Source organism: Caenispirillum salinarum (genome assembly GCF_044803115.1).
Lineage (GTDB): Bacteria > Pseudomonadota > Alphaproteobacteria > Rhodospirillales > Rhodospirillaceae > Caenispirillum > Caenispirillum salinarum_A.
The window spans coordinates 3,201,985-3,224,309 of the sequence record NZ_CP085224.1 but is presented as its reverse complement, the minus strand read 5'-3'; the positions used below and the strand labels follow the sequence as shown (position 1 = coordinate 3,224,309).

At 68.6% G+C, this 22,325-nt stretch carries 20 protein-coding genes; 9 read left to right on the top strand and 11 right to left on the bottom strand.

The genetic code is table 11. From position 1 onward, the window contains the following. Positions 1 to 3: 3 nt before the first annotated feature. Positions 4 to 627: a glutathione S-transferase family protein gene (locus LG334_RS14805; protein WP_404379178.1), complete on the top strand. Its 624-nt coding sequence runs from the start codon at positions 4 to 6 to the stop codon at positions 625 to 627. Positions 628 to 646: 19 nt separating this feature from the next. After that, positions 647 to 1,516 carry a universal stress protein gene (locus tag LG334_RS14800; protein ID WP_404379176.1) on the top strand — a complete coding sequence of 290 codons (870 nt, stop codon included), beginning with the start codon at positions 647 to 649 and terminating at the stop codon, positions 1,514 to 1,516. Positions 1,517 to 1,551: 35 nt separating this feature from the next. Here the strand turns inward: LG334_RS14800 and LG334_RS14795 are convergent, their stop codons facing one another. The 6 genes from LG334_RS14795 to LG334_RS14770 all read right to left on the bottom strand — a co-directional run bounded on the left by LG334_RS14795 (position 1,552) and on the right by LG334_RS14770 (position 7,829). Continuing rightward, the gene (locus tag LG334_RS14795; protein ID WP_404386390.1) at positions 1,552 to 2,523 is read right to left on the bottom strand and encodes a GDP-L-fucose synthase family protein; all 972 of its coding nucleotides are present in this window, start codon (positions 2,521 to 2,523) and stop codon (positions 1,552 to 1,554) included. A 597-nt stretch (positions 2,524 to 3,120) separates the two neighbouring features. Further along, entirely contained in the window at positions 3,121 to 3,930 is an 810-nt protein-coding gene (locus tag LG334_RS14790; protein WP_404379175.1) for a (2Fe-2S)-binding protein, read from the bottom strand. A 3-nt stretch (positions 3,931 to 3,933) separates the two neighbouring features. Beyond that, positions 3,934 to 4,890 carry an ABC transporter substrate-binding protein gene (locus LG334_RS14785; protein ID WP_404379173.1) on the bottom strand — a complete coding sequence of 319 codons (957 nt, stop codon included), beginning with the start codon at positions 4,888 to 4,890 and terminating at the stop codon, positions 3,934 to 3,936. 34 nt (positions 4,891 to 4,924) lie between these two features. Further along, positions 4,925 to 5,974 (bottom strand): FecCD family ABC transporter permease, encoded by a 1,050-nt coding sequence (locus LG334_RS14780; RefSeq protein ID WP_404379171.1) that lies wholly within the window; start codon positions 5,972 to 5,974, stop codon positions 4,925 to 4,927. Beyond that, complete coding sequence (locus tag LG334_RS14775) at positions 5,971 to 6,981, bottom strand: FecCD family ABC transporter permease (RefSeq protein ID WP_404379169.1); 1,011 nt, start codon at positions 6,979 to 6,981, stop codon at positions 5,971 to 5,973. Before LG334_RS14775 ends, LG334_RS14780 begins: the two co-directional genes overlap by 4 nt. Further along, a complete protein-coding gene (locus LG334_RS14770) occupies positions 6,978 to 7,829 on the bottom strand; it encodes an ABC transporter ATP-binding protein (RefSeq protein WP_404379168.1) in 852 nt (283 codons plus the stop codon). Before LG334_RS14770 ends, LG334_RS14775 begins: the two co-directional genes overlap by 4 nt. A gap of 234 nt (positions 7,830 to 8,063) precedes the next feature. On the opposite strand from LG334_RS14770, the gene LG334_RS14765 reads away from it, so the two are divergent. The 7 genes from LG334_RS14765 to LG334_RS14735 all read left to right on the top strand — a co-directional run bounded on the left by LG334_RS14765 (position 8,064) and on the right by LG334_RS14735 (position 16,526). Continuing rightward, complete coding sequence (locus LG334_RS14765; RefSeq protein WP_404379167.1) at positions 8,064 to 8,591, top strand: RNA polymerase sigma factor; 528 nt, start codon at positions 8,064 to 8,066, stop codon at positions 8,589 to 8,591. Then, entirely contained in the window at positions 8,588 to 9,535 is a 948-nt protein-coding gene (locus LG334_RS14760; protein WP_404379166.1) for a FecR family protein, read from the top strand. Before LG334_RS14765 ends, LG334_RS14760 begins: the two co-directional genes overlap by 4 nt. Before the next feature lie 151 nt (positions 9,536 to 9,686). After that, positions 9,687 to 12,074, top strand: coding sequence for a TonB-dependent siderophore receptor (locus tag LG334_RS14755; RefSeq protein WP_404379165.1), 2,388 nt, complete (start codon positions 9,687 to 9,689; stop codon positions 12,072 to 12,074). A gap of 145 nt (positions 12,075 to 12,219) precedes the next feature. Continuing rightward, positions 12,220 to 13,686: an IS21 family transposase gene (istA, locus tag LG334_RS14750; protein ID WP_404379163.1), complete on the top strand. Its 1,467-nt coding sequence runs from the start codon at positions 12,220 to 12,222 to the stop codon at positions 13,684 to 13,686. Next, positions 13,683 to 14,513: an IS21-like element helper ATPase IstB gene (gene istB, locus LG334_RS14745; RefSeq protein WP_404379162.1), complete on the top strand. Its 831-nt coding sequence runs from the start codon at positions 13,683 to 13,685 to the stop codon at positions 14,511 to 14,513. The genes istA and istB overlap by 4 nt, the downstream gene beginning before the upstream one ends. Before the next feature lie 103 nt (positions 14,514 to 14,616). After that, entirely contained in the window at positions 14,617 to 14,742 is a 126-nt protein-coding gene (locus LG334_RS14740; RefSeq protein WP_404379160.1) for a hypothetical protein, read from the top strand. Positions 14,743 to 14,879: 137 nt separating this feature from the next. Then, positions 14,880 to 16,526 carry an ABC transporter ATP-binding protein gene (locus LG334_RS14735; RefSeq protein WP_404379158.1) on the top strand — a complete coding sequence of 549 codons (1,647 nt, stop codon included), beginning with the start codon at positions 14,880 to 14,882 and terminating at the stop codon, positions 16,524 to 16,526. A 393-nt stretch (positions 16,527 to 16,919) separates the two neighbouring features. Here the strand turns inward: LG334_RS14735 and LG334_RS14730 are convergent, their stop codons facing one another. From LG334_RS14730 to LG334_RS14710, 5 genes are all read right to left on the bottom strand, one after another. Further along, entirely contained in the window at positions 16,920 to 17,222 is a 303-nt protein-coding gene (locus tag LG334_RS14730; protein WP_404379157.1) for a DUF2218 domain-containing protein, read from the bottom strand. After that, on the bottom strand, positions 17,219 to 18,028 hold the full coding sequence (locus tag LG334_RS14725; protein WP_404379156.1) for an ABC transporter ATP-binding protein: 810 nt from the start codon (positions 18,026 to 18,028) through the stop codon (positions 17,219 to 17,221). Before LG334_RS14725 ends, LG334_RS14730 begins: the two co-directional genes overlap by 4 nt. After that, positions 18,025 to 19,083 carry a FecCD family ABC transporter permease gene (locus LG334_RS14720; RefSeq protein WP_404379155.1) on the bottom strand — a complete coding sequence of 353 codons (1,059 nt, stop codon included), beginning with the start codon at positions 19,081 to 19,083 and terminating at the stop codon, positions 18,025 to 18,027. The genes LG334_RS14725 and LG334_RS14720 overlap by 4 nt, the downstream gene beginning before the upstream one ends. Then, a complete protein-coding gene (locus LG334_RS14715; RefSeq protein ID WP_404379153.1) occupies positions 19,080 to 20,210 on the bottom strand; it encodes an ABC transporter substrate-binding protein in 1,131 nt (376 codons plus the stop codon). Before LG334_RS14715 ends, LG334_RS14720 begins: the two co-directional genes overlap by 4 nt. Before the next feature lie 69 nt (positions 20,211 to 20,279). Further along, entirely contained in the window at positions 20,280 to 22,265 is a 1,986-nt protein-coding gene (locus LG334_RS14710) for a TonB-dependent receptor domain-containing protein (protein WP_404379152.1), read from the bottom strand. Between the last annotated feature and the right edge of the window lie 60 nt (positions 22,266 to 22,325).

The window sequence follows — 22,325 nt, the reverse complement described above, 5'->3', positions numbered from 1 at the left end:
GCCATGTTCACCATCTGGGGCCGCGCCAATTCCATCAACGTGCAGAAAGTGCTGTGGACCTGCGCCGAACTGGACCTGCCGTTCGAGCGCATCGACGCGGGCGGGGCGTTCGGCGGCACGGACACGGCCGAATACCGTGCCATGAACCCCCCTGGCATGGTGCCGACCCTGAAGGACGGGAACGTGGTGGTCTGGGAGTCCAACGTCATCGTCCGCTACCTTGCCGCCACCCACGGCCCGGGTCGGTTGTGCCCGGCGGAAGCGCCGGCGCGGTTCGGCCAGGAAGCCTGGATGGACTGGCAGGCGGCGGGCCTGTGGAAGGACTTCCGCCCCCTGTTCATCGGCCTCGTCCGCACCGCGCCGCAGGACCGCGACGTCGCCGCCCTGGCACGCGCGGAGGAGGCGACGGCACGGGCCTTCGCGCTGCTGGACGAGGCCTTGCGCGACCGCCCCTTCCTGGGCGGCGCGGCGCTGGGCGTGGCCGATATTCCGGCGGGGGTGACGGCGCACCGCTGGTTAGCCCTGCCGCTCGACCGCCGGCCCCGGCTGCCGGCGCTGGAAGACTGGTACGCGCGGCTGACGGAGCGTCCGGGGTTCCGGGACCACGTCATGACGCCGCTCTCCTGACCGCTGGAGGATGAAGGACATGCTTGGCATCCGGCATATCGTGGTTGGTGTCGACTCCGCCGAGACGGCGCGGGCACCGCTGAAGACCGCCTTCCTGGTCGCGGCGGCGCAGAAGGCGCACGTTCAGGCCCTTCACGCGCGGCCCGAGCCCGTCAACCTGCAGCACTTGCAGGACGCCGGGCTGGCGGGCACCACCGTGGAAGCCTTCCGGCGCGACGCCGCCAAGGCGGAAGAGGAGCAGGTGCGTGCCGCCCGCGACCTCTTCAACCGGATGCGGGGCACCGCCGGTCTTGCGGACGGGGAGGGGCCTCCGGGGCCGGACGGCGCCTCCGCCCGCTTCGTCGTTGCGCCCGGCGCGGCGGGCCAGGTGCTGGCGGCGCGGGCGCGGACGGCCGACCTGGTGGTGCTGGGGCGCGGCCGCGGCCGGGCCGATCCGGCAGTGACGGGCTCCTTCCAGGCGGTGCTTACGGCGGCGGCGCGGCCCGTTCTTCTGGCGCCCGATGCACCACCGGAGACGGTGGGACGGCACGTCGTCGTCGGCTGGAACGACAGCCCGGAAGCCATGCGGGCGCTCTCTGCCGCGCTGCCCATCCTGGCGGCGGCAGAGAGCGTGACGGTCGCCCGCGTCGTCGATCCGGACACCGGTGCGGGCGGCGATACGGCCGCGGCGGAAGAGTTCATGGCCTGGCACGGGGTGTCCTGCAAAACCGCCCGCGTCGCCCGGCTGGAAGGGGCGGGGGCCTCGCTTCTGAGAGCCTGCAACGAGCATGACGCCGACCTTCTCGTCATGGGCGGCTCCACCCACTCCCGCCTGCGGGAACTGGTGGTCGGCGGGGCCACCCGCCACGTCCTGCGCGGGGCCGGGCTGCCGGTGCTGCTGGCTCATTGATATCAGGTGCCGCGATATGCCGGCGCCGACTACCCTCAACCGCCGAGCCGGCCGCCTCCCGCCAGGAAATCGGCATACGTCGCCCGCAGTCCGTCTTCGAGCGACGTCCTGGCGCGCCAGCCGGCACGGCGGAGCCGCGTGACGTCCAGCGCCTTGCGGGGTGCCCCGTCGGGGCGTTGCGGATCGAACACGATGCGTCCGCCGAACCCCACCGCGGCCGCGACCTGCTCGGCGAAGTGCGCGATGCTCATGTCGTGGCCGGTGCCGATGTTGAGAAGGTCTTCCGACGACCAGTGCTTCAGCGCGAACACGCAGGCGTCGGCCATGTCGTCGACGTACAGGAACTCGCGCCGGGGCCGGCCCGTCCCCCAGACCATTGCCTGGGAACTGCCGTCCCGCTTCGCTTCGTGAAAACGCCGGATCAGTGCAGCGGGAACATGCGACGTCAGCGGGTCGTAGTTGTCGCCGGGGCCATAGAGGTTCGTCGGCATGACGGTGATGAAGTCGCGCCCGTGCTGGCGGCGGTAGGCCTGGCACATCTTGATGCCGGCGATCTTGGCGATGGCGTACCACTGGTTGGTCGCTTCCAGCGGCCCGGTCAGCAAGGCATCCTCGTTCATCGGCTGGGGCGCCAGCCGCGGATAGACGCAGGACGAGCCAAGATAGAGCAGTTTCCGCACGCCGCAGAGATGGGCGGCGTGGATGATGTTGGCCGAAATGCTCAGGTTCTGCTGGATGAAGTCGGCCGGATAGGCACTATTGGCGTGGATGCCGCCCACCCTGGCGGCGGCGACGATCACCACGTCGGGCCGCGCCTGCGCCATCCAGTCCTCCACGTCCGCCTGGCGGCTCAGGTCCAGGGCGGAGCGGGGCGTCACCACGACCTCGCAGTCCTCCTGGGCCAGCCGCCGCACGACGGCGCGTCCCACCATGCCGCCGTGGCCTGCGACCCAGATGCGGCGGCCCATGAGGGGGAACGCCGCCGGCCGCGGCCCGCCATCGATCATGGACAAGCTGCGCCTCCTGGCTTCGACCACGCTGCCAGGGCACCGGCCGGGCGGCGTTCGCTTACGGGCGACCAGCGGTCGCACGGATCACGCAGGACGGTGCCGGCAGCAGGAGTCGAACCCGCGACCCCCTGATTAAAACACATGCTTTTCGCCGCTTTCAGTTTGTCACTTCGTCTGTAGCAGGCTTGCGGGTCTTCCGTCCACTTATTCGCGTCAGGGTTGAATGGTGCTTGAGCCGCGGTCACGGCCAAAGTACTGTTTCGCGCCAAATATCGAGGATGTGGAAACATGCCCAAGCGGATGGGCGTGGCGCCTTCGAAAGCGGTCATCGAGCGACGGAAGCCGGCGGGGAAGCTCCAGGTGGTTTGCGATCTCCATCAGCCCGGCTTCGGCGTATGCGTCACTCCGGCCGGGGGCCAAGTCCTGGTACGTGGCTGGCCGCATCGGAGGAGGACGAGGCGTATCATCAGATCGCTCCGACACCGTCTCCAGGGCGCGCCCGACGGATGGGCTCGCAAGTGCGCCCCCTCTGACGAAATTTCCAGACATCAGGTTACACAGCCAAGCGGTTGATGCTGTCGAAAATGCCCCGCGTCATGGTGCCAACCCGTGCTTGCGTCTCAGGTGGTCACGGAGCCTGTCTACTCTGCTCGCCCGGTCGCGTAGCACGCACGTGAGGCAATATTCAACGCCAGGGCTCGTGTAGGAGCGGCAGCAGCCGCCGCGCTCGCGGAACCACTCGGCAATGTCTGGCCGCTCGGGCAGGTCGACCCGGATGAAGCCTGTCTGCCTATTGGCGAGTTTCGAACCTTTTTGCCGAACCAGCTGCAGCGCCGCCGCCATCGCCGCTTCTTCGCGTCCGGCCTCCTTCCCGTGAATCAGCAGGCTGGCCGTGAGGCTGTCGGCGGCCTCCCGCCAGAATGCCGCCCGTGAAAGGCGGCTGCGTCGGTGCAGTTCTTCGACCAGTGGGGCGAGCAAACCCTCGAAGGCCCTGCCGAAGCCGTCCGGGCCGGTCCCGGCGCCAAGGGCATCCGCGTCGATCCAGAGATCGAAAAGCTGCACCTGCTCCGTCGCGCCGTCCCCGCCATAGGTCATATACCACGGCCGCGCTGCCACGGCCGCGGCCGGAATGTCGGAAAGCCAGATGCCGTCGAGCGCCGGGCCGGCAAGGACTTCAGAGAGAGAAAATGACAGCCCGCCCATGAGAAACATTGCCCGCATCCGGATATCGCTCTCGCGGCTGCCCGCAGCCTTGGCGATCCAGTCGTCGAGGACCGGTTCGAGCGTGCCGAGCGTCACGGCGTCCTCCGGTGGCTTGCCCATGTGGACGCGGGTCGCCGTTTCCCCCTGCGGGCCCGCGGCGCGTGCGGCGGCCGCGAGGATATGGGTGCCCAGCATGCTCATGGGTCACTCCTGAACAAGGTTCCGATCGAGGTCTTCGCGCGTAAGGACCCGTGCCATCTGATCAAGGCCGTTTTCGATCTTCCCCCAGGCGGAGCCCACCATGGCCGATCCATCGAGACGGTAAAGCTGGCCGGCCCGCACCACCGGCAGGGCCCGGACCAGGGGCTCCGCGCGGAAGTCCTCGAACTGCGCGGAATCAGTGCCTTCATCCGCATCGAACGTCATGAAGAACATGACGTCGGCGGGGTGGTCGCCCAGCATTTCAAGGCTTTTGGCTTCGCGCCCGCTGCCCCAGTCGGCTTCCGCCGAGGTCATTGTCGGCTTGAGCAGGCGGCGGGCGGCGCCGAAGGCGTGGGTGGGCTCCACGCCGTAGAAGCCGCTTCCCTGATACTCCCGCGCGATTACGGAAACGGTCGTCTCTTCCAGTGCCGGTCGCAGCTGCGCGCGAAGCGCGTCGGCCTTGTCTTCAAGCCTGTCCCGCAGGTCTTCCGCGCGGTCGGTCCGGTTTACCGCCTCGGCGAACTGGAGGAGCGCGTTCTCCAGCGGCTGTTCCAGGGTGTCGATGACAACCGTCGGGGCGATAGGCGAGAAAAGCTCGTGCGCATGGGCCGGCGAGGCGATGATCAAATCGGGCTTCACGGCCGCAACGGCTTCCCGGTCCGGTTCGCGGTAGCTGCCGATCCACCGGATGCCGGCCGTGTCGTAGCCCTCCATCCGGCGAAAGACCCGCTCTCCTTCGGCGTTGACGTGCCCGGCCGAGGCAACGGGTCTCACGCCCAGTTCCATCAAGGGAAGAAGGGCGTTCTGATCCTGAAGCGTGACGATGCGCTGCGGGGTCTCGGGAATGCAGTCGACGCCCGCCGCGTGCTGAAAGGGGCGCTGCCCCTCGGGGCAGTCGCGCGCCACGGCGGCCGTGGGAACCAGAGCGGCGAGGGCAATCGCCAGGATGGAGCGGAGCATGTGCCTTCCTTCGGTCACGACATCGAAATCCGGTTCAGAGGTGCGCTCTGGCCTGCGTGCGCAGGATGAGGAGCACGAAGACGGGCGCGCCGACCACGGCCGTCACCACGCCCGCCGGCAGTTGTATCGGCGCGAACAGGGCCCGGCCCGCAAGGTCGGCGGCGCCGACGAGAAGGGCGCCGACCGCCGCCGAAAGGGTCAGGTGCAGGCCGACGCCGCTGTAGGTCAGTCGGCGGGCCAGATGCGGCGCAACGAGGCCGACGAAGCCTATGGGGCCGACCATGGCCACGGCCACGGCGGCGAGCGCGACCGAAAGCGTGACCAGTCCCAGCCGCGTCCGGCCGACCCTTACGCCCAAGCCCGCCGCCACATCGGGGCCGAACCGCATGGCGGCCATCGGCCGCGAGGCCGCGAACAGCGCCGGCGCAAGCAGAAGGAGTCCGGCCCCGAGCACAGCCACATCCGTCCAGTTCGCCGCATGAACCGACCCCGCCAGCCAGCCGAGGGCGGAAATGGCGCGGTCGATCTGGCCATAGGTCAGCAGCGCCGATGTTGCCGCCGAGAGGAAGGCCGCCACGCCGATGCCGGTCAGGATGAAGCGCATGGTCGCGCCGCCGGCCCGGCGTCCGGTGATTGACTGGATCAGGGCCGCGACGCCGAGCGCTCCGACGAAGCCGAGGACCGGGCGCAGCGCCTGCGGCAGTTCCGGGAAGACGACGATGGCCGTCACGACGGCGAGCCCGGCCCCCTGGCTCACCCCCACCAGGGACGGGTCGGCCAGGGGATTGCGGGTGACGTTCTGCAGCGTCGCCCCCGAAAGCGCGAGGAGTGCGCCGGCCAGGATGGCGGCGAGTGTGCGCGGGAAGCGGAACTGCCAGACCACGGTCTCGGCCATCTCGGACGGCGGCGTCCCGAAAAGCGCGGCAAGGGCGCCGGCCATGTCGAGCGGATAGCTTCCGGTCATCAAGCTGGCCACGGCGATCATGCCCGTGAGACCGACAAGCGCCGCCAGCACGCCGAGCGCCTGGACGGGCAGTTTGAAGGTGACCGGCCCGTCGAGCCGGCTGAACACGCGCGACGTCATAGCCGGGCCCTTACGAGCCAGACAAAGACGGGTGCGCCGAGCAGGGCGGTCACCAGCCCCGTGGACACCTCGACCGGCGCCAGTGCCAAGCGGGCGGCGACATCCACCACGAGCAGATACGCGGCCCCGGCGATGGCCGACCACGGCAGGACGAGCCGGTAGTCCTGCCCGACGAAAAGCCGGACGGCGTGCGGCACGACGAGCCCTACAAATCCCATGGGGCCCCCGATGGCCACCGCCGCGGCGGTCAGCGCGACGACCGCCAACAGGGCCAGCATCTTGATTCTGCCGACACGGATGCCAAGCGCGGCCGCTGTTTCGTCGCCCATGGCAAGGGCGGTGATTTGGCGGGCCGTGCCGAAGGCCACCAGAAAGCCGGCGAGCAGCCAGGGCGCCGCCCAAAGCGCGACGCTCCACTGTCCCCCGGCGAGCGATCCGGTCAGCCACACGCGCAGGTCTTCGAAGGTCTGCTCGTCGAGCAGGTTGGCCGCCGTCATCAGGGCGCCGAGGAAGGCCGTCATCGCGGCACCGGCGAGCACAAGCGTCAGGGGCGTGGCGCCTCCTGGCGCGGCCGCCGCGATTCCCCAGACCGCCGCCGCCGCGGCAAGCGCGCCGAGCGCGGAGACGAGAGGGATGGCGGCGGGCTCCGCAAGATCGAACACGCCCACCACCAGGACCACGGCGAAGGAGGCGCCGATCAGCAGGCCGAGGATGCCCGGCTCGGCCAGCGGATTCCGCGTGACCCCCTGCATCAGTGCCCCGGCAACGGCAAGCGCCGCCCCCACCAGGACGGCGAAAACCGCCCGCGGCAGGCGGAGGTCGACGACGACCACATGGTCGAAAATCGTGGGATCGTAGGCCAGCAGGGCGTCGGCGACGATCGGCAAGGGGATCGTCTTCGCCCCAACCGAAACATGCCAGGCAAAGGCGAGCGCCAACACGGCGAGGCCGGCGGCCGGCGCGGCCCAGGTGGCCGGCCTGTGTCGGGGCAGGGCGGCCTGGCTCATTGCGCGGCGACCGATCCGTCCGAAGTGACCAGCGGGACGCACACGGGCCGCCCGCTCAGAGGGTCGGTCAGAACGTTGGCCCGCAGCCCGAAGACATCGGTGAGGGCGTTTTCGGTGAAGGCGGTCGCGACCGGGCCCTCGGCCACGATCCGGCCGTCCTTCATCATCACGAGCAGATCGGCGAAGGCGGCGGCGACGTTCAACTCGTGCAGCACGACGACGACGGTCCGTCCATCCTCGTGGGCGATTTTGCGCAGGAGCATCATCAAGTCCACCTGAACCTTGAGGTCCAGGAACGTGGTCGGCTCGTCCAGCAGGATGACGTCGGTCTCCTGCGCGAGCACCATGGCGATCCAGCAGCGCTGGCGCTGGCCGCCGGAAAGGTCGGAGACGGGCCGGTCGGCGAACTGCGTCACGTCCGCGGCGTCCATCGCCTGCTCGACGGCGCGGGCATCCTGACGCGACCACTGCCGCAGAAGCGATTGATGGGGAAAGCGGCCCTGGGCCACCAGCTCTCGCACGCGCAGCCCTTCGGGCGCGACGGGCCCCTGGGGCAGCAGGGCGAGCCGCCGGGCGACCTCGCGCGTCGGTGTCTGGTGTATCGGCCGGCCGTCCAGCAGGACCCGGCCGCCCGCGACCGGCAGCACGCGCGCCATTGTTTTAAGAAGGGTGGACTTGCCGCAGCCGTTGGGACCGACAAGGATGGTAAGCGCGCCGTCGGGAATGTCGAGAGAGACATCGCACACGACCCGCCGGTCGCCGTAGCCGGCGGAAACGCTGTCGATGATCAGGCGATGGCTGTTCGCAGCGTTGGCCGGCATCCGTCCGATCTCGCGCATCTCTTCCATGTCTTCTGCTCGGCCGGGCGTTGCTGCTCGACCAGGCGCTGCCGTTTCAGCCGCCGTTCGTGTCGCATCCGCAAGCGGCCCGTCGACCGGCCACGCCGGTGTTGCAAATGGCTTTCATTCGCGGCACTGTGCCGTCGTGTCCACACTTTGTCAAAGGCTTCGTCGGGCGGTGTCGGACCGTCCCGCCGGAAGACCGACCGGGCACCGCCGGAGCGTAATCGTGAGTAGACACAAGTGAGCATTGCCTTCGATACGCTGCTGGCGCTGTTCGCGGCAGAGCGGCGGTCGATCGTGCGGCGGCTCGTCCGCATGGTGGGTTGCCGCGCCACGGCCGAGGACCTGGCCCAGGAAGCCTACACCAGGCTGATCGAAGCCTCCGGTGCTCGCCGCATCGACCGGCCGCAGCCCTTTCTCTACAGGACGGCGGAAAACCTGGCCCTTGATCATCTTCGGCGGGAGCGGGGGCGTCGGGCGGTGACGACGGAAGAACATGGGCCTGCCGTGGCGCAGGTGGCCTGCCCGCTGCCCACGCCGGACAAAAGCCTGCAGACCCGAGATACCATAAAGCGCCTGACGACTATCGTCAGCCGACTGCCGGAGCGGCGGCGGCAGGTGTTCCTGCTGCGGCGCTTGCATGGATGGCGTTATGCTGAAATCGCCGCACACCTGGGCATTTCGGTCAGTGCCACGGAAAAGCATATGCGCCTTGCCATGGAAGCGTGCGTTCTTGCACTGGCCGACGAGATGGAGGATGACCTATGAGCCGCCGGTCGCGGCAGACGCTTCGCGAGGCGTCGGCTTGGTTCGCACGACTTGGGCGGGACGACCTGAGCGCTGGGGAACGTGCCGCCTTCGAGGCATGGCGGGCCCGCCCCGGCAACGCCGCCGCCTTCGCGCAGGTGCAGGCCCTGTGGCAGGACGACGCCCTTGGCGCGGCGCTGGCCGAAGACCCTGCGCCTCGTCCCGCCGCGACACCGAGGTTCCGGGTGTCCCGGTTCATGGCGGTTGCGGCGGCGGCGTTTCTTGTCGTTGCCATGTCGCTCTGGGGCGGCGTCTTCGTCACCGATCTTCGGGCGGATCATGCCACGCGGGCGGGCGAACATCAGCATGTGGTGCTTGCCGACGGCTCCGAGGTGGTGCTGGGCGCTGAGTCCGCCATTCGCGTTGCCGTGGAAGGACCGATGCGCGAGGTTCACCTGCTGCGCGGCGAGGCCTTCTTTTCCGTGGTGCCCGATTCGGCAAGGCCGTTCCGTGTGCTGACGGGTGACGTTGCGGTCCGGGTGACGGGAACGGCCTTCGGTGTCCGCAAGGAGGATGCGGGCGCCAGCATCAGGGTGAGGGAGGGGGCCGTGGAGGTCTCGTCCGCCGCGGGCGATGCCGTCGCGCCCCGCGTGTCCCTGTCCGGCCGACAGGGTGCGCGCGTCAGCGGCAGCGAGGTATCTCCGCTGTCTGAACGTGCGGTGGACGCCGGGCTGGCGTGGCTCGACGGCCGGCTTGTGTTCCGGGAGCGCCCCCTGTCTCACGTGATTGCCGAACTGGACCGCTACCATGCCGGCCTGATCGTCATTGCGCGGCCGGAACTGGCGGAGCGGCGGGTGACCGGTTTCTTCAGCGTTGCCGATCCCGCCGCGGCGGTGCGGGCCGCAGCGGACGTCGTGGGGGCGGAGGTACGCGGCGTCGGCGACACGGTCCTGGTGCTGTTCTAAGCCGCACGGCGTGCAGCGGGGAAAAATTTTTCGGAATTTTGATGCGGGTTCTGGTGGCTCGGCCGTCTTGGCTTTCAGGGGTGCGAATGATTTGCACTTTCGTTTGCCGGGCGCCACGGGTCCGGCGCTGAGGAGAGGGAGCTGCATTGAGATGAATCCGCATATACCGTTCGCCGTCGCCACCCGCCGGAAGGCCCGCGCCGCCGTGACGGCTGCCGTCCTTGCAAGCACCGCGTTGACGGCGCCTTCGCTGGCCGTGGCGGCGGAGCAGACGAGAATTCAGCTGGCGCAGGCCGTCCTGTCGTTCGACATTCCGGCCCAGCCGCTGGAGTCGGCGCTGGAAGCCTTCGCCAACCGCACCGGCTGGCAGGTGGGCATCCCCGGGACTCTGGTTCGGGGTGTTCAGTCGGTCGGGGTGACGGGGGAGTATGCTCCCGAGGAGGCCCTGCGCCGTCTTCTGGCTGGCAGCGGATTGAATTACCGGATGCCGGCGGCCGGGACGGTGACGTTGACCCAGGGCGGCGGGCCTGAAGGCGGAGCGGTGGAGCTGGCGCCGATCTCGGTGGAGGGCTGGCGGCCGACGGAGACGGTCGGCTACCGCCCGGGCGTCATCTCGTCGGCGACCAAGACGCCGACGCTGATCGAGAACGTGCCGAATTCGGTTTCGGTCGTCACCGAAGAGGTCATCGAGGACCAGAACGCGACCAGCGTCCGTGAGGCGCTGCGTAACGTGCCGGGTGTCCTTCCCGGGGACCACGCGTCGAACGTCGCGGTGCAGGAAGAGGTGACAATCCGCGGATTCGAGGCCCAGCTTATCAATGTGAATGGAGTGGAGCGGCGTTCCACGGGCCAACTGAGCACGGCGAACATCGAAAGCGTCGAGGTGTTGAAGGGCCCCTTCTCGGTCATTTATGGCGAGCTGTCTCCCGGCGGCATGGTCAACATCCAGACCAAGCGTCCCCAGGCCGAAGCCGCATTCATGGTCGAGGGCGGCCTGTCCCAGGCGACGGGTGGGCGAGGCACGCAGGGCCGGGGCGTTATTGATGCAACCGGATCTCTCAACGAGAACGACTCCCTGCTCTACCGCTTCATTGCTTCGGCCGAGGGCGGCTCCTCGTTCATCGAAGAGGTCGACGAGGAAAAGTACCTCATCAATCCCATGGTCTCCTTCCTCGGCTTCGACCATCGTCTGCGCGTGGATGCCGACTTCAGCTACCTCCGCAACGACGGCACCTTTAAGTTCGGCATTCCATCCCGCGACGGGAAGCCCGACACCCGCATCGCCTACGATGCCTTCCTCGGCGCGGGCGACAGCTACAAGCTGACGGAGGACTATACGGCCGAACTGCGTGCCAGCTACGACGTGACGTCCGCCACCACCATCGACGGTGCCCTGACGTACCACCACAACAGGGTGGACTTCCGGGCGCTGCGCCCGTGGGGCGCTTCGGGAACCCAGGTGGCGGCCAACGACACGGTCGTGCGCCACTTTGACGATCGGGTCATCGGCACTACCGATGTCGAGGCGGAAGTCAACGGGACGCACAATTTCACGGCCGGAGCCACCGAATGGCGCCTGACCGGCGGCGCCGACATTCGCCAGACCGCCCAGGAGACCGAGGACTGGCGGCGGATCACGAATTTCGACACCGTCAACGTTCTCAATCCAAACAATGTTGGCGTCCTGCCTTCGGCGGATGACCCGCGGATCGTCGTGCGCGACAATCCCTCTTCGACGGTGGACTCCTACGGGCTCTACGGACAGGCGGAAGTCTGGATTCACGACCGGGTGAAACTGCTCGCCGGTGGTCGCTACGACAACGTCACGAACACCAACGAGGTGAGCGGCGACAGCCGGGAAGACTCGAACTTCAGCCCGAGCGGTGCCGTCCTGTTCAAGGCGACGCCGGAGACGTCTCTCTATGTCAGCTACACGTCCTCGTTCGAGGAGCAGGGCTGGGCCACGGACGCCAGCGGGAACCCGCTTGATCCGATGGAGGGTCGGCAGTGGGAGGCCGGCGTGAAGCAGAATTTCTTCGACGGCAACCTCCTTGCCACCGTTTCCGTCTTCACTCTGAAGCAGATCAACGAGGCCCAGTGGATCGCGCCGAACACCTATGTCCCCGTCGGTGAGATCGAGACCAATGGCGTCGAGTTGGAACTGCAGGGCCAGATTGCCGACGACTGGAGAGTGACCGCCGGTTACACGTATCTCGACAACGAGATCACCAACTCGGAATACGGATGGGAAGGCAACCACAATCCCAATACGCCAGAGCATGCCGCGAGCGTGTTCCTGATGCACGACATCTATGAAACGAGCACGGAAAGGTTGAGCGTAGGCGGTGGTGCCTTCTACGTGAGCGAGGTCTACACTGACTCGTCCAACGCTGTTGAGCTCCCCGAGCACGTCACCGTCGACCTCACCGGCCAGTACGCCTTCGAGGCCGGCGGGCGGGACATTGCCCAGCGACAACCAGGATGGCCGCTCTGCCGACAATTACGATGGCCGCAGGGGGTGACCGTAGGGCGGGCGTAGCCCGGCCGGAGGTCGCCCCCTGCGGTGCGCGGTCTTCATAGACCCCGCCGACGGCCGTGATGGGAGACACTGGCGGTTCTCAACGACCAAGAAGAGACCGCCGGTGCCTGGAACCCACATCACGGACCATCAGGTGAAACTCTACATGAAGCACCGAGGACAACACACGCAGCGAGTCGCGGCCGCGAAGGCCGGGTTCAGCGAGAGGACGGCCCGGCGGATCGACCGGGACCCGCGCCTTCCTTCCCAGAAACGGGATCATCGCCACTGGCGCACCCGCGAGGATCCGCTGGAGGACGTCTGGGAGACGGACATCCTGCCGATGCTGGAGGGCGCGCCCGGCCTGAAGGCGGTCACCATCTTCGAGGAGCTGGAGCGGCGCTATCCGGATCAGAATTGGCCGTCGCGCCGGCGGACCCTGGAGCGCCGGATTCGGGAATGGCGCGCGCTGAAGGGGCCGGAGAAGGAGGTCATCTTTCGCCAGGCCAACCCGCCCGGCCGGATGGCCTTGTCGGACTTCACCGATGCCGCCGAGCTGGCGGTGATCATCAACGGGGCGCCGCTCGCGCACCGGCTCTACCATTTCACCCTGGCCTACTCGGGCTGGGAGTACGCCGAGGTGGTGCTGGGCGGCGAGAGCTTCATCGCCTTGGCCGCCGGTCTCCAGAACGCCCTGTGGTCCCTCGGCGGTGTCCCGGCCGAACATCGCACCGACAGCCTGTCGGCTGCCTTCCGGAACCTCGACAAGGAGGCCGCCCGGGACATGACGGAGCGTCATCAAGGTCTCTGTGACCACTACGGCATGGTCGCGAGCCGCAACAACCGCGGCGTCGCCCACGAGAACGGCGCTATCGAGAGCCGGAACGGCCACCTCAAGAGGGCTCTCGACCAGGCCCTTCTGCTGCGCGGGAGCCGGGACTTCCCTGATCTGGAGGCCTACCGCCGCTTCGTCGCCGAGGTGGTGGGGCGGGCCAATGCCCGTCGCCGCGAGATGCTGGCCGTCGAGAAGCCGGTTCTCCGCAGCCTGCCGCCGCGCCGGACGATGGATTACGAAGAGGCCCGGGTGCTGGTGACCAGCGCCGGCGGCTTCGTCCTGCGCCGGGTCTTTTACACGGCGCCGTCGCAGTTCATCGGCCACCATCTCCGCCTGCGCATCCACGACGACCGGCTTGAAGGCTTCCTCGGCGGCACCCCCGTTCTGACCCTGCCACGCGGTCGCGCGCCCTCCGGCAACGGCCATGGCTACGTCGTCAACTACCGCCACGTCATCCACAGCTTGCGACGCAAGCCCCAGGCCTTCCAGAACCTGGTCTACCGGGACCACCTGTTCCCCCGGACCGAATACCGGCGGGCCTGGGATGCCATGATGGCCTCCATGGACCCGCGCGTCGCCTGCCGGACCATGGTCGGCCTACTGGCCCTGGCGCACGACGCCGGCTGCGAGGCGGATCTGGCACGGCGACTGGGCGAGGATCTCGACCACGGACGGCTTCCCGACCTGGCCCTTCTGCGGATGACCTTCCCGGTTAGCGGCGGCACGATCCCGAACGTGACGGTGGCGCTGCCGTCGGCATCGGATTACGACATCCTCGTCGCGGGAGCCGGCCGATGAGCATCTCGGTTGACATCGCCAAGCTGCCGCTGCTCCTCACCGAGTTGCGGCTGCCGACCATCAAGCAGTTCTGGGAGGAATTCGCCGAGCGCGCCGACATGGAAGGCTGGCCCGCCAGCCGTTTCCTGGCGACGCTGGCTGAACTCGAACTCGCGGAACGGGAGCGCCGGCGCATCCAGCGGCACCTCGTGGCGGCCAGGCTGCCTTCGGGCAAGACCCTCGACACCTTCGACTTCTCGGCGGTGCCGATGGTCAGCAAGGCCCACGTCATGGCGCTCGCTGCCGGCGACGGCTGGCTGGACCAGGGCAAGAACCTGCTGTTCTTCGGTCCGCCCGGCGGCGGGAAGACCCACCTCAGCGCCGCCCTCGGCCACACGCTCATCGACAACGGGTTCCGCGTCCTGTTCACCAGGACGACCGATCTCGTCCAGCGCCTCCAGACGGCCCGGCAGGACCTCGCCCTGGCGAGCGCCATCGACAAGCTGGACAAGTACGACCTGCTGATCCTCGACGACCTGTCCTACGTCGAAAAGAGCCAGGCCGAGACCAGCGTCCTGTTCGAGTTGATCGCCGCCCGCTACGAGCGACGGTCGCTCTTGATCACGGCCAACCAGCCGTTCGGCCAGTGGGACCGGATCTTTCCTGACAAGGCCATGACCATCGCCGCCATCGACAGGCTGGTCCACCACGCCACGATCTTCGAGTTGAACGTCGAGAGCTACCGGCGCCGAACCGCGGTCGGCAGGGACGCCGCACCATCCGCGACAACTACCGACGCGGATAATTGTCGCCCGGCGACAACTACATCGGAGACCGGCGACAATTAGACTTGCCGGCGCCGCTGCGCGGCGCCACCATCGTCATCCCATCACGGCGACCGGCCATCGTAGTTGACGCCCACCGGCCTTCCTAATTGTCGCGCTACAGGACATGGAGTTCAGGGCCGGAATCAAGAACGTCCTCAACGAAGAGTACTACCACGGCGGCACCATGGCGGGCATCGCGTTCCGCGGCCAGCCCCGCACGGTGTTCGCGACCCTGACGGCGCGGTTCTGATCGGTTCCGCCGCATGACGAGGGTGGCGGACTGCCGTCGCCACCCTCGCGGTTTCGAAGACCTGACGGGATGACGTTGTCCGGCGTCATCCCGCTTTTGTCCGCCGTGGTTTCCAGCCCGCCCCATCGGAGAGCCTCATGACCGAGCCCAGGCCCGTGGGCCCCGACTCCGACGACCGCCACCCGCCTTTCCCGGCGACGCCGTTCAGCTTTACGTGGTGGGTGGTCCGGCGCTTCGTGCCCGGCCGCGCGGCGGCGCTGCTTGTCATCATCATCGTCTCCACGGCCCTTCAGGCGGTGACGCCCTATGTGCTCGGCCGCTTCGTGGATACGCTGGAGGCCGTGTCGGAAGGTCTGGCCGATCGTGACGCGGTCACCGACCTGTTCGTGCAGGCGGCGCCGAACCTTTTCGAGAGCATCGTGCTGCCCTTCAGCCGGGTGGCGGTGACCATGGTGGTCGCCGGTGTCCTGCTGTGGACGGCCCAGCCGTCCTATGCCTATGCCTTTGCCGGCTTCGCGGCGGTCTTCATCGTCGTCTCGGTCGTGATGGCCCGGCACGTGGGAGCGGTGATCGAGCGGCTGGCCCGGGCGCGGTCGATGGTTTCGGGGCGCATCGCCGACATCATCGGCGGCAATGCCCTGGTCCGCAGCTTCACGGGCGAAACCTTCGAGCGCCGGACGCTCGCACCCCTGGTCGAGGAGGAATACCGCCGCGCCCGTCACGCGCGCTTCGCCTTTACCGCCATGCGCATGGGACAACTGGTCCTGAGCGTCGGCTTCATGAGCGTGCTGACCTGGCACGCCCTGCAGGCGGCGATGGCCGGCGCCATGAGCGCGGGGACCGTCGCCATGATCCTCGCGGTCGGTCTGCAACTGACCATGTCGATCACTATGCTGGGCGACGACATCCTGGATGCCTTCGAGCAGGTGGGCAATCTTCAGGAATCCCTGGCGGCGCTGGCACGACCGCGCGACCTTGTCGATGCGCCCGACGCCGTCGCCCTGCCGGACGGCGGCGGCCGCGTCCAATTTCGCGACGTGACCTTTCGATATGGCGGCAGATCCGGTGGCACGGCCGTGGTAAAGGGCATCACGCTTGCCGTCGAGCCGGGGGACCGCGTCGGCCTGGTCGGCTATTCCGGCGCCGGCAAAAGCACGCTGCTCAAGCTGCTGACCCGCCAGTACGACGTCGACCAGGGGGCCGTGACCGTCGGGGGGCGGGACGTCCGGTCCATCACCCAGGGCAGCCTGCGTCGGTGCTTCGCCGAGGTCTCGCAGGCGACCGACCTCTTCCACCGATCCATCCGCGACAACATCCGCTATGGCCGTCCCGATGCCTCGGATGCCGAGGTGGAGGCGGCGGCGCGGGCGGCCTGCTGTCATGAGTTCATCATCGCCCGGCCCGGTGGTTATGACGCCATCGTGGGCGAGCGGGGCGTCAAGCTCTCGGGTGGCGAGAGACAGCGCATCGCCATTGCCCGCGCCATACTGAAAGATGCGCCGATCCTGCTGCTCGACGAGGCGACGGCGTCCCTCGACAGCGAGAGCGAAGCGCTGATCCAGCAGGCGCTCGAAGTCCTGGTCCGCGGGCGGACCGTCATCGCGATCGCCCACCGGCTGTCCACCATTGCCAGCATGGACCGCATCATCGTCCTGCATCACGGACGGATCGTGGAACAGGGAAGCCACGCCGCGCTCCTGGCCCGGAACGGGCGCTACGCCGATCTTTGGCGGCGGCAGCACGGGTCCGCTCCGGTCCATGCGGCCTGTGGGCCCATCGCCTGATTGCGCCGCACCTAAGGCCGGCCGCTGCTGTCACCTGGCCGTGCCTAATCGCGGCATGGCGCGGCGAGCCAAGATGCCTGCCGCTCTTTTGTACCTCTCTCGTATTTCAACACTGACCGCAGGGCCGGTTTGACTTAACAATGAGAATGCCTCTCAATACCAACTGAGCACCTCAGCGGAGGACTGAAATGCGCCGTAAGCACTTGGCGATGACGATGGCCGTTCTGGGGGCGTGCGCTGGAGGACGAGGTGGAAGAGATGATCCGTCGTGCATCCCCGGAGCCGGCCATGCCGCCGGACGTGTCGGGCCAGACGCTGGAAATTGCCGTCCCGATCGTCTTCGCACGGCGGTGAAGCACCGAAGCCGGCGGGGCGTTTCGCGCCCCGCCGGCTTCAACTCCAGAACAATTCAAGCTTTTCGCGCCATGCGAACCGTCGCAGGTGATCGTCCACGACGTGGCGGATGCGCTCCAGCCCCTCCGCCGTATCGGCCGCCGCCTCCACCGTCAGGGCGCCGTCCTCGGCCCGCATGCGGCAGGTGCCCCAGGGAAAGTGGGCCAGGGTTTCGGGCGGTGTGGCGTCCGGGGCGTACTCCACCGTGATCTTGTGGGCGAAGTGCTTGCTCAATTGACCAAGATAGCGCGCGGCCGCGGGCGATTCGGTGCGGGCCGTGGCGGTGAGGGGGACCTTTGTCATGGAGTGTCCTCTTGATGGTGTTCGGGGTCGGCGGCCACGCCGTCGGCCATCACCATGGCCCGGCCGCGGGAGCAGGTTTCGACGCGCGCCACCACGCCGAAGGCACGGCGCAGAACGTCCGGCGTCAGCGCGTCGCCCGGCGGGCCAGCGGCGATCAGTCCGTTGCCGAGCACGGCCACGCGGTCGCAGAACCGCAGTGCCAGGTTGATGTCATGGATGGCGACAAGGGCGATGGCCGCGCGTCCGCGCGCCTCGTCCCGCACGCGTTGCAGGACCGAAAGCTGCCAGCGCAGGTCGAGCGCGCTGGTGGGCTCGTCGAGTAGCATCAGGCGGGGTTCGCGGACGAGTACCTGCGCCAGGCCGATCATCTGCCGCTGGCCGCCGGACAGGGCGTCGAGCGGTCGCAGCGCCAACTCGGTGATCGCCAGGTCGCCCAGGACGGCCTCGATGCGCTGTTCGGCGCGGGCGCGGGACAATTCCGGCCAAGTCGCGCGCAAGGCGCTGAGCAGGGCCTCGTAGACCATCAGGGAACTCGGGCGGATCACGGTTTGGGGCAGGTATCCGACCCTCCGTGCCCGGTGGGCCGGCGGAAGGCGGCGCAGGTCGTCCCCGTCGAGCCGGATGCCGCCGGCCGTTCCGGTCAGCAGGCCCGCGACGGTCTTGAGCAGGGTCGACTTGCCCGAGCCGTTGGCGCCGATCAGTCCCACCACCGTTCCCGGCGGCACCAGGGGCAGGGTCAGGCCGTCGATGACGCGCCGACTGCCGTATCCGGCGACGATGTCGGCGATGTGCAGCCCCTCGGTCATGACCGGCGCCTCTGGAGGAGGATGAGGGTCACGAAGGCCGGAATGCCGACCAGCGCGGTGACGATGCCCACCGGCAGCACCAGGCCCGGCACCAGGCTCTTGCTGACCACCGACGACAGCGACAGCACGAGGGCGCCGCCAAGGGCCGCGCCGGGAAGGTATAAGCGGTGGTCTTCGCCAAGGGCCAGCCGGGCGATGTGCGGGCCGACGAGGCCGATGAAGCTGATGGTGCCGACGAAGGACAGCGCCACCCCCGCCAGCAGGCTGACGCGCAGAAGCACCAGGACGCGCATGCGCCCGACGCCAATGCCGAGTGCCCGGGCGTGCTCCTCGCCGGCGCGCAGGGCGGTCATGGCCCAGACGTGCCGCATGGCCCAGGGAAAGCACAGGGCCACCACGGCGGCCAGCAGCCCCACCGTGCTCCAGGTCGACCGGCCGAGGCTGCCCATGGTCCAGAACACGATTTGCTGCAAGGCGTCGGCCGAGGCCAGGAATTGCACCAGCCACAACAGGGCGTTGAGCGCAAAGACCATGGCGATGCCGAACAGGATCAGGCTCTCGCCGCCGCCACCCATGCCCTGCGTGCGGGCGAGCGCCTGCACGACCACGGTTGCCGCCATGGCGAAGGCGAAGGCGGTCACGGCCACCGTCCATTCAGGCCCGACGACGGGGACCTGGAAACCGGCCACGATGGCGATGGCCGCACCCAGGGTCGCGGCGTTGGAGATGCCGAGCGTGAAGGGGCTCGCCAGCGGATTGGCGAGCACCGTCTGCATTTCCGCCCCCGCCAGGCCGAGCGCCGCGCCGACAAGGGCGGCCATCAGCGCCTGCGGCAGGCGCACGTCCCACAGAATGACCCGCACACCCACGTCGGCCGCCGCCGGGTCCCACAGCCCCGCCAGAACGGTCGCCAGCGGCATGCCCGAAGGTCCGGTCGCGAGGTCCAGCAACAGCGCCGCCGCCAACGCCGCCGCGAGCCCCAGCAGGGTCAGAGACCGCCCCCGGGTGCGGCGGGCGTAGGCGCGCCCAAGGGCCGAACTGACGGACACGGTCATGGCGCATCCGTCCAGTAGGTGCCGTTCAGAGCGACGGGCTGGAAGCGCAGCATCACCGCCTCCAGCGTATGGGCGGGGTTGAGGTCGGCGAAAACCTCGGGATGGAACCACTTGGCCAGCAGGTGGAGCGCGACGACGTTGAACGGCCCGTGGAAGAAGTGGTGCCAGACGGCATGGGCGCGGCCGTTCCGCACGGCGTTCAGGTCGCGCGGGCCGGTGCGATCCAGGGTGTCGGCGAAGCTCTGGCGCGCCAGATCGGCGGGAACGCCGGGGCCGAGCACGATCCGCCCTGCGGCGTGGCCGTTGGCCGCGCGGCTGCCGATGGCCGTGCCGATGTAGACGTCGGGCTGGTTGGTCAGCAGGTACTCGATGCTGACGATGCCGGTGCGGCCCGGGATCAGGGGCTGGGCCATGTTGCGGCCGCCGGCGGCCTCGATCATGGTCGACAGGACGCCGTGGCCGACGCTGGCGCAGCAGTCGAGCCCGAGGCCGACGCGGTTTTCCAGGAAGACGTCCGGCCGCTCCGTCACGCGCTCCAGCGCCGTCAGGATGCGCTCCCGTGCGGCGTCGTTGGCCTTCAGGAAGGCGGCCGCTTCTTCTTGCCGACCGAGCGCCTCACCCAGCAGCGCCATGCTGGGGGGCGTGTTGGCCAGCGGGTCGAGGAAGAAGTCGGTGAAGATGACGGGAATGCCGGCCGCCTCCAGCTGTGCCAGTACCGTCGTATGGTCGGTGCCGGGGCCGTGGCCGGCGAGCCCGAACACCACCAGGTCGGGGGCCAGGGCGATGGTCTTCTCGACGCTGAAGCTGTCGGGGGAGACCTGCCCCACGGCCTCGATCCCGTCGATCCCCGGATAGGCCTCGCGCCAGAGCGCGTAGCCGTCCGGGTCCAGCACGGCGAAATCGCCCATCATCCCCACCACCCGGCGCAGCGGCGTCTCTTGGTCGAGAATGGCGATGGCCGAGACCAGGCGCCCCTCACCAAGCACGATGCGGTTCACCTGTTCCGGCAGGGTCACCGTCCGCCCCGCAACGTCGACGACCGTGCGGCTCTGTGCCGACGCCGTGGTCGGGATCGCCGCGAACAGGAAAACCGCCGCCGCCAGAAGAAAACCCACGGTCCGTGTCATGTCTTGGCCCTTGCATGGAATGCGGCGGCCCGGACGGCCATGCGCCGGCCGGACTGCCGATGGTGGATGTCAGAAGCGGATGGTCGACGACAGCAGGAACGACCGGCCGGGATCGAGGACGGGCGTCACGCGCGCCGTTTCGCCGAAGGATGCGCGGCTGACGTAGGCTTCGTCGAACACGTTGTTGGCCTCGGCCCGCAGGGTGACGTGGGGTGCCAGGGCATCCGGGCTCCATTCGGCGAACAGGTCGACGACGGTGTAGCTGTCCAGGTCGTCGAAGCCGTTGGCCTGCAGGTCCTCATGCTCGAACGCGAAGGCATGTTCGGCCGAGGCTCCCACCTGCAACTCCAGCGGATCGAACAGGTAATGGCCGCTGACCGTCAGGACATCGCCGACGGCCGTGCCCATGTTGTAGTCGTTGGGCAGGGCGATGCGGTCGCCGTAGGTGATGTCGGTGTGGGTGTACTTGGCGCTGATACCGCCTGACTGGCCGGTGTAGGAGGCGATCAGGTCGAAGCCCCGGCTTTCCAGGTCCTCGCCGTTGATGCGGGTCGTCGTGCCGTAGTTCCAGTCCATGACGTCGCGCATGAGCGTCTGGAACCAGGCGCCCTCGAAGGCGAAGCCCTCGTGCTCCGTCCGCAGGCCGGCCCGCAGGTTGTGCGCCCGGGTCGGCTCCAGGTCCTGCGCGTAGGTGTAGTCGCGGGCATGGAACAGGGCCGTCTCCGACGGCTCCAGCCCGCCCCAGACGTAGCTGTAGCCGCCGAACAGCGAGAGCCAGTCGGTCGCCTGATATTCGGCCGAGAGGTTGGGGCTGAGGCCGGCGTTTTCGAAGGTCTGGCCGTCCACCGCCTCGTAGCGCTGCACGTCGCCGCGCAGGCCGGCGGAGATCGCCAGCCGGTCCACCGGCATGAGCCGCGTCTGGGCGAAAAGGCCGGCCTGGAGGATTTCCTCCGACACGTCCGTGGGGAAGTGGAAGCGTTCCACGGTCATGTCGTCGTGGGCGAAGTCGGCCCCGACCGTCAGGCTGCCCAGCGGCACCTGGAAGGTGTTCTGCACCGTGCCGCCAATGGTCTCGACCTCCGAGTTGAAGTCGCCGGAGGGCCGCGTGTAGCCGCTCTCGTTCGGGCGGTTCAGCTCATGGACGTTGTAGTAGAGCTTGACCTCGGGGTCGAACAGCGCCGTCGGGGCCGTGGTGGAGTATTCGGCCGTCAGGGTGGTGCGGGTCAGGTCGTTGCGGTTCATGTCGGGGGTGACGAAGCCCATGTTCGGCCGCAGGCGGCGGATGGTGTCGTCGTTGAGGTGTTCGGCCGTGACCTTGACGGCGTGACCGGCGGGAGACTCGTAGCCGACCTTGCCCAACACGTTGACAAGGTTCGTGCCGGTGCCTGTCTCCTCGGCGCCGTTCCCGTTCTCGTAGTTGTCGCCGTGCTCGCGGGTGACGATGCCCAGCACGTCGAAGCCCCGGGCCGCGCCATAGCCCGCCACCGAGCCGCGGATGGCGTCGGGGTTTGTATCGTAGGTGGTCGTAACGCGGCCGCCGACCGAGGCGCCGGGCAGCAGGAGGTCAGCGGCGTCCTTCGTCTCGAAGGCGACCGATCCGCCCACCGCGCCGAAGCCGGCATCGGCCGGGGCGACGCCCGGATTGACCTCCACCGCCTTGAGAAGGCTCGGGTCCAGGAACAGGTTGCCGTTGTGGTGCCATACGTTGTTGTGCTGGCGCGCACCGTCGATGGTGACGTTCAGCTTGCTCTGGCCGATGCCGTGGACGAAGAGCTTCTGCGCGGCGATGCTGCCGCCCGATACCGCGACTGCCGGCTGGTCGGCGAACAGATCGCGCAGCGTCTGCGGCTGCTCCCGCTCGATCTCTTCCAGGCCCAGGCGAATCGGCTGCGCCGGCGCCGGCATGGCGTCCTCGACGGTGACCGGGTTCAGGGTCACCGCCGCCGCCGTCTCTTGCGCCGCCGCCGCGGCAGAGAAGCCGCCGGACGCCAGGGCGGTGGTGGCCAGGAGGGCGGCAACCCGCCGTCGGGCCGTGCTTATCGTGTCGATCGTCATCTCTCTCATCCCTCACCGCGTGAACCGGCACCGCCGTGCCGGCTCGACCGCGTACCGCTC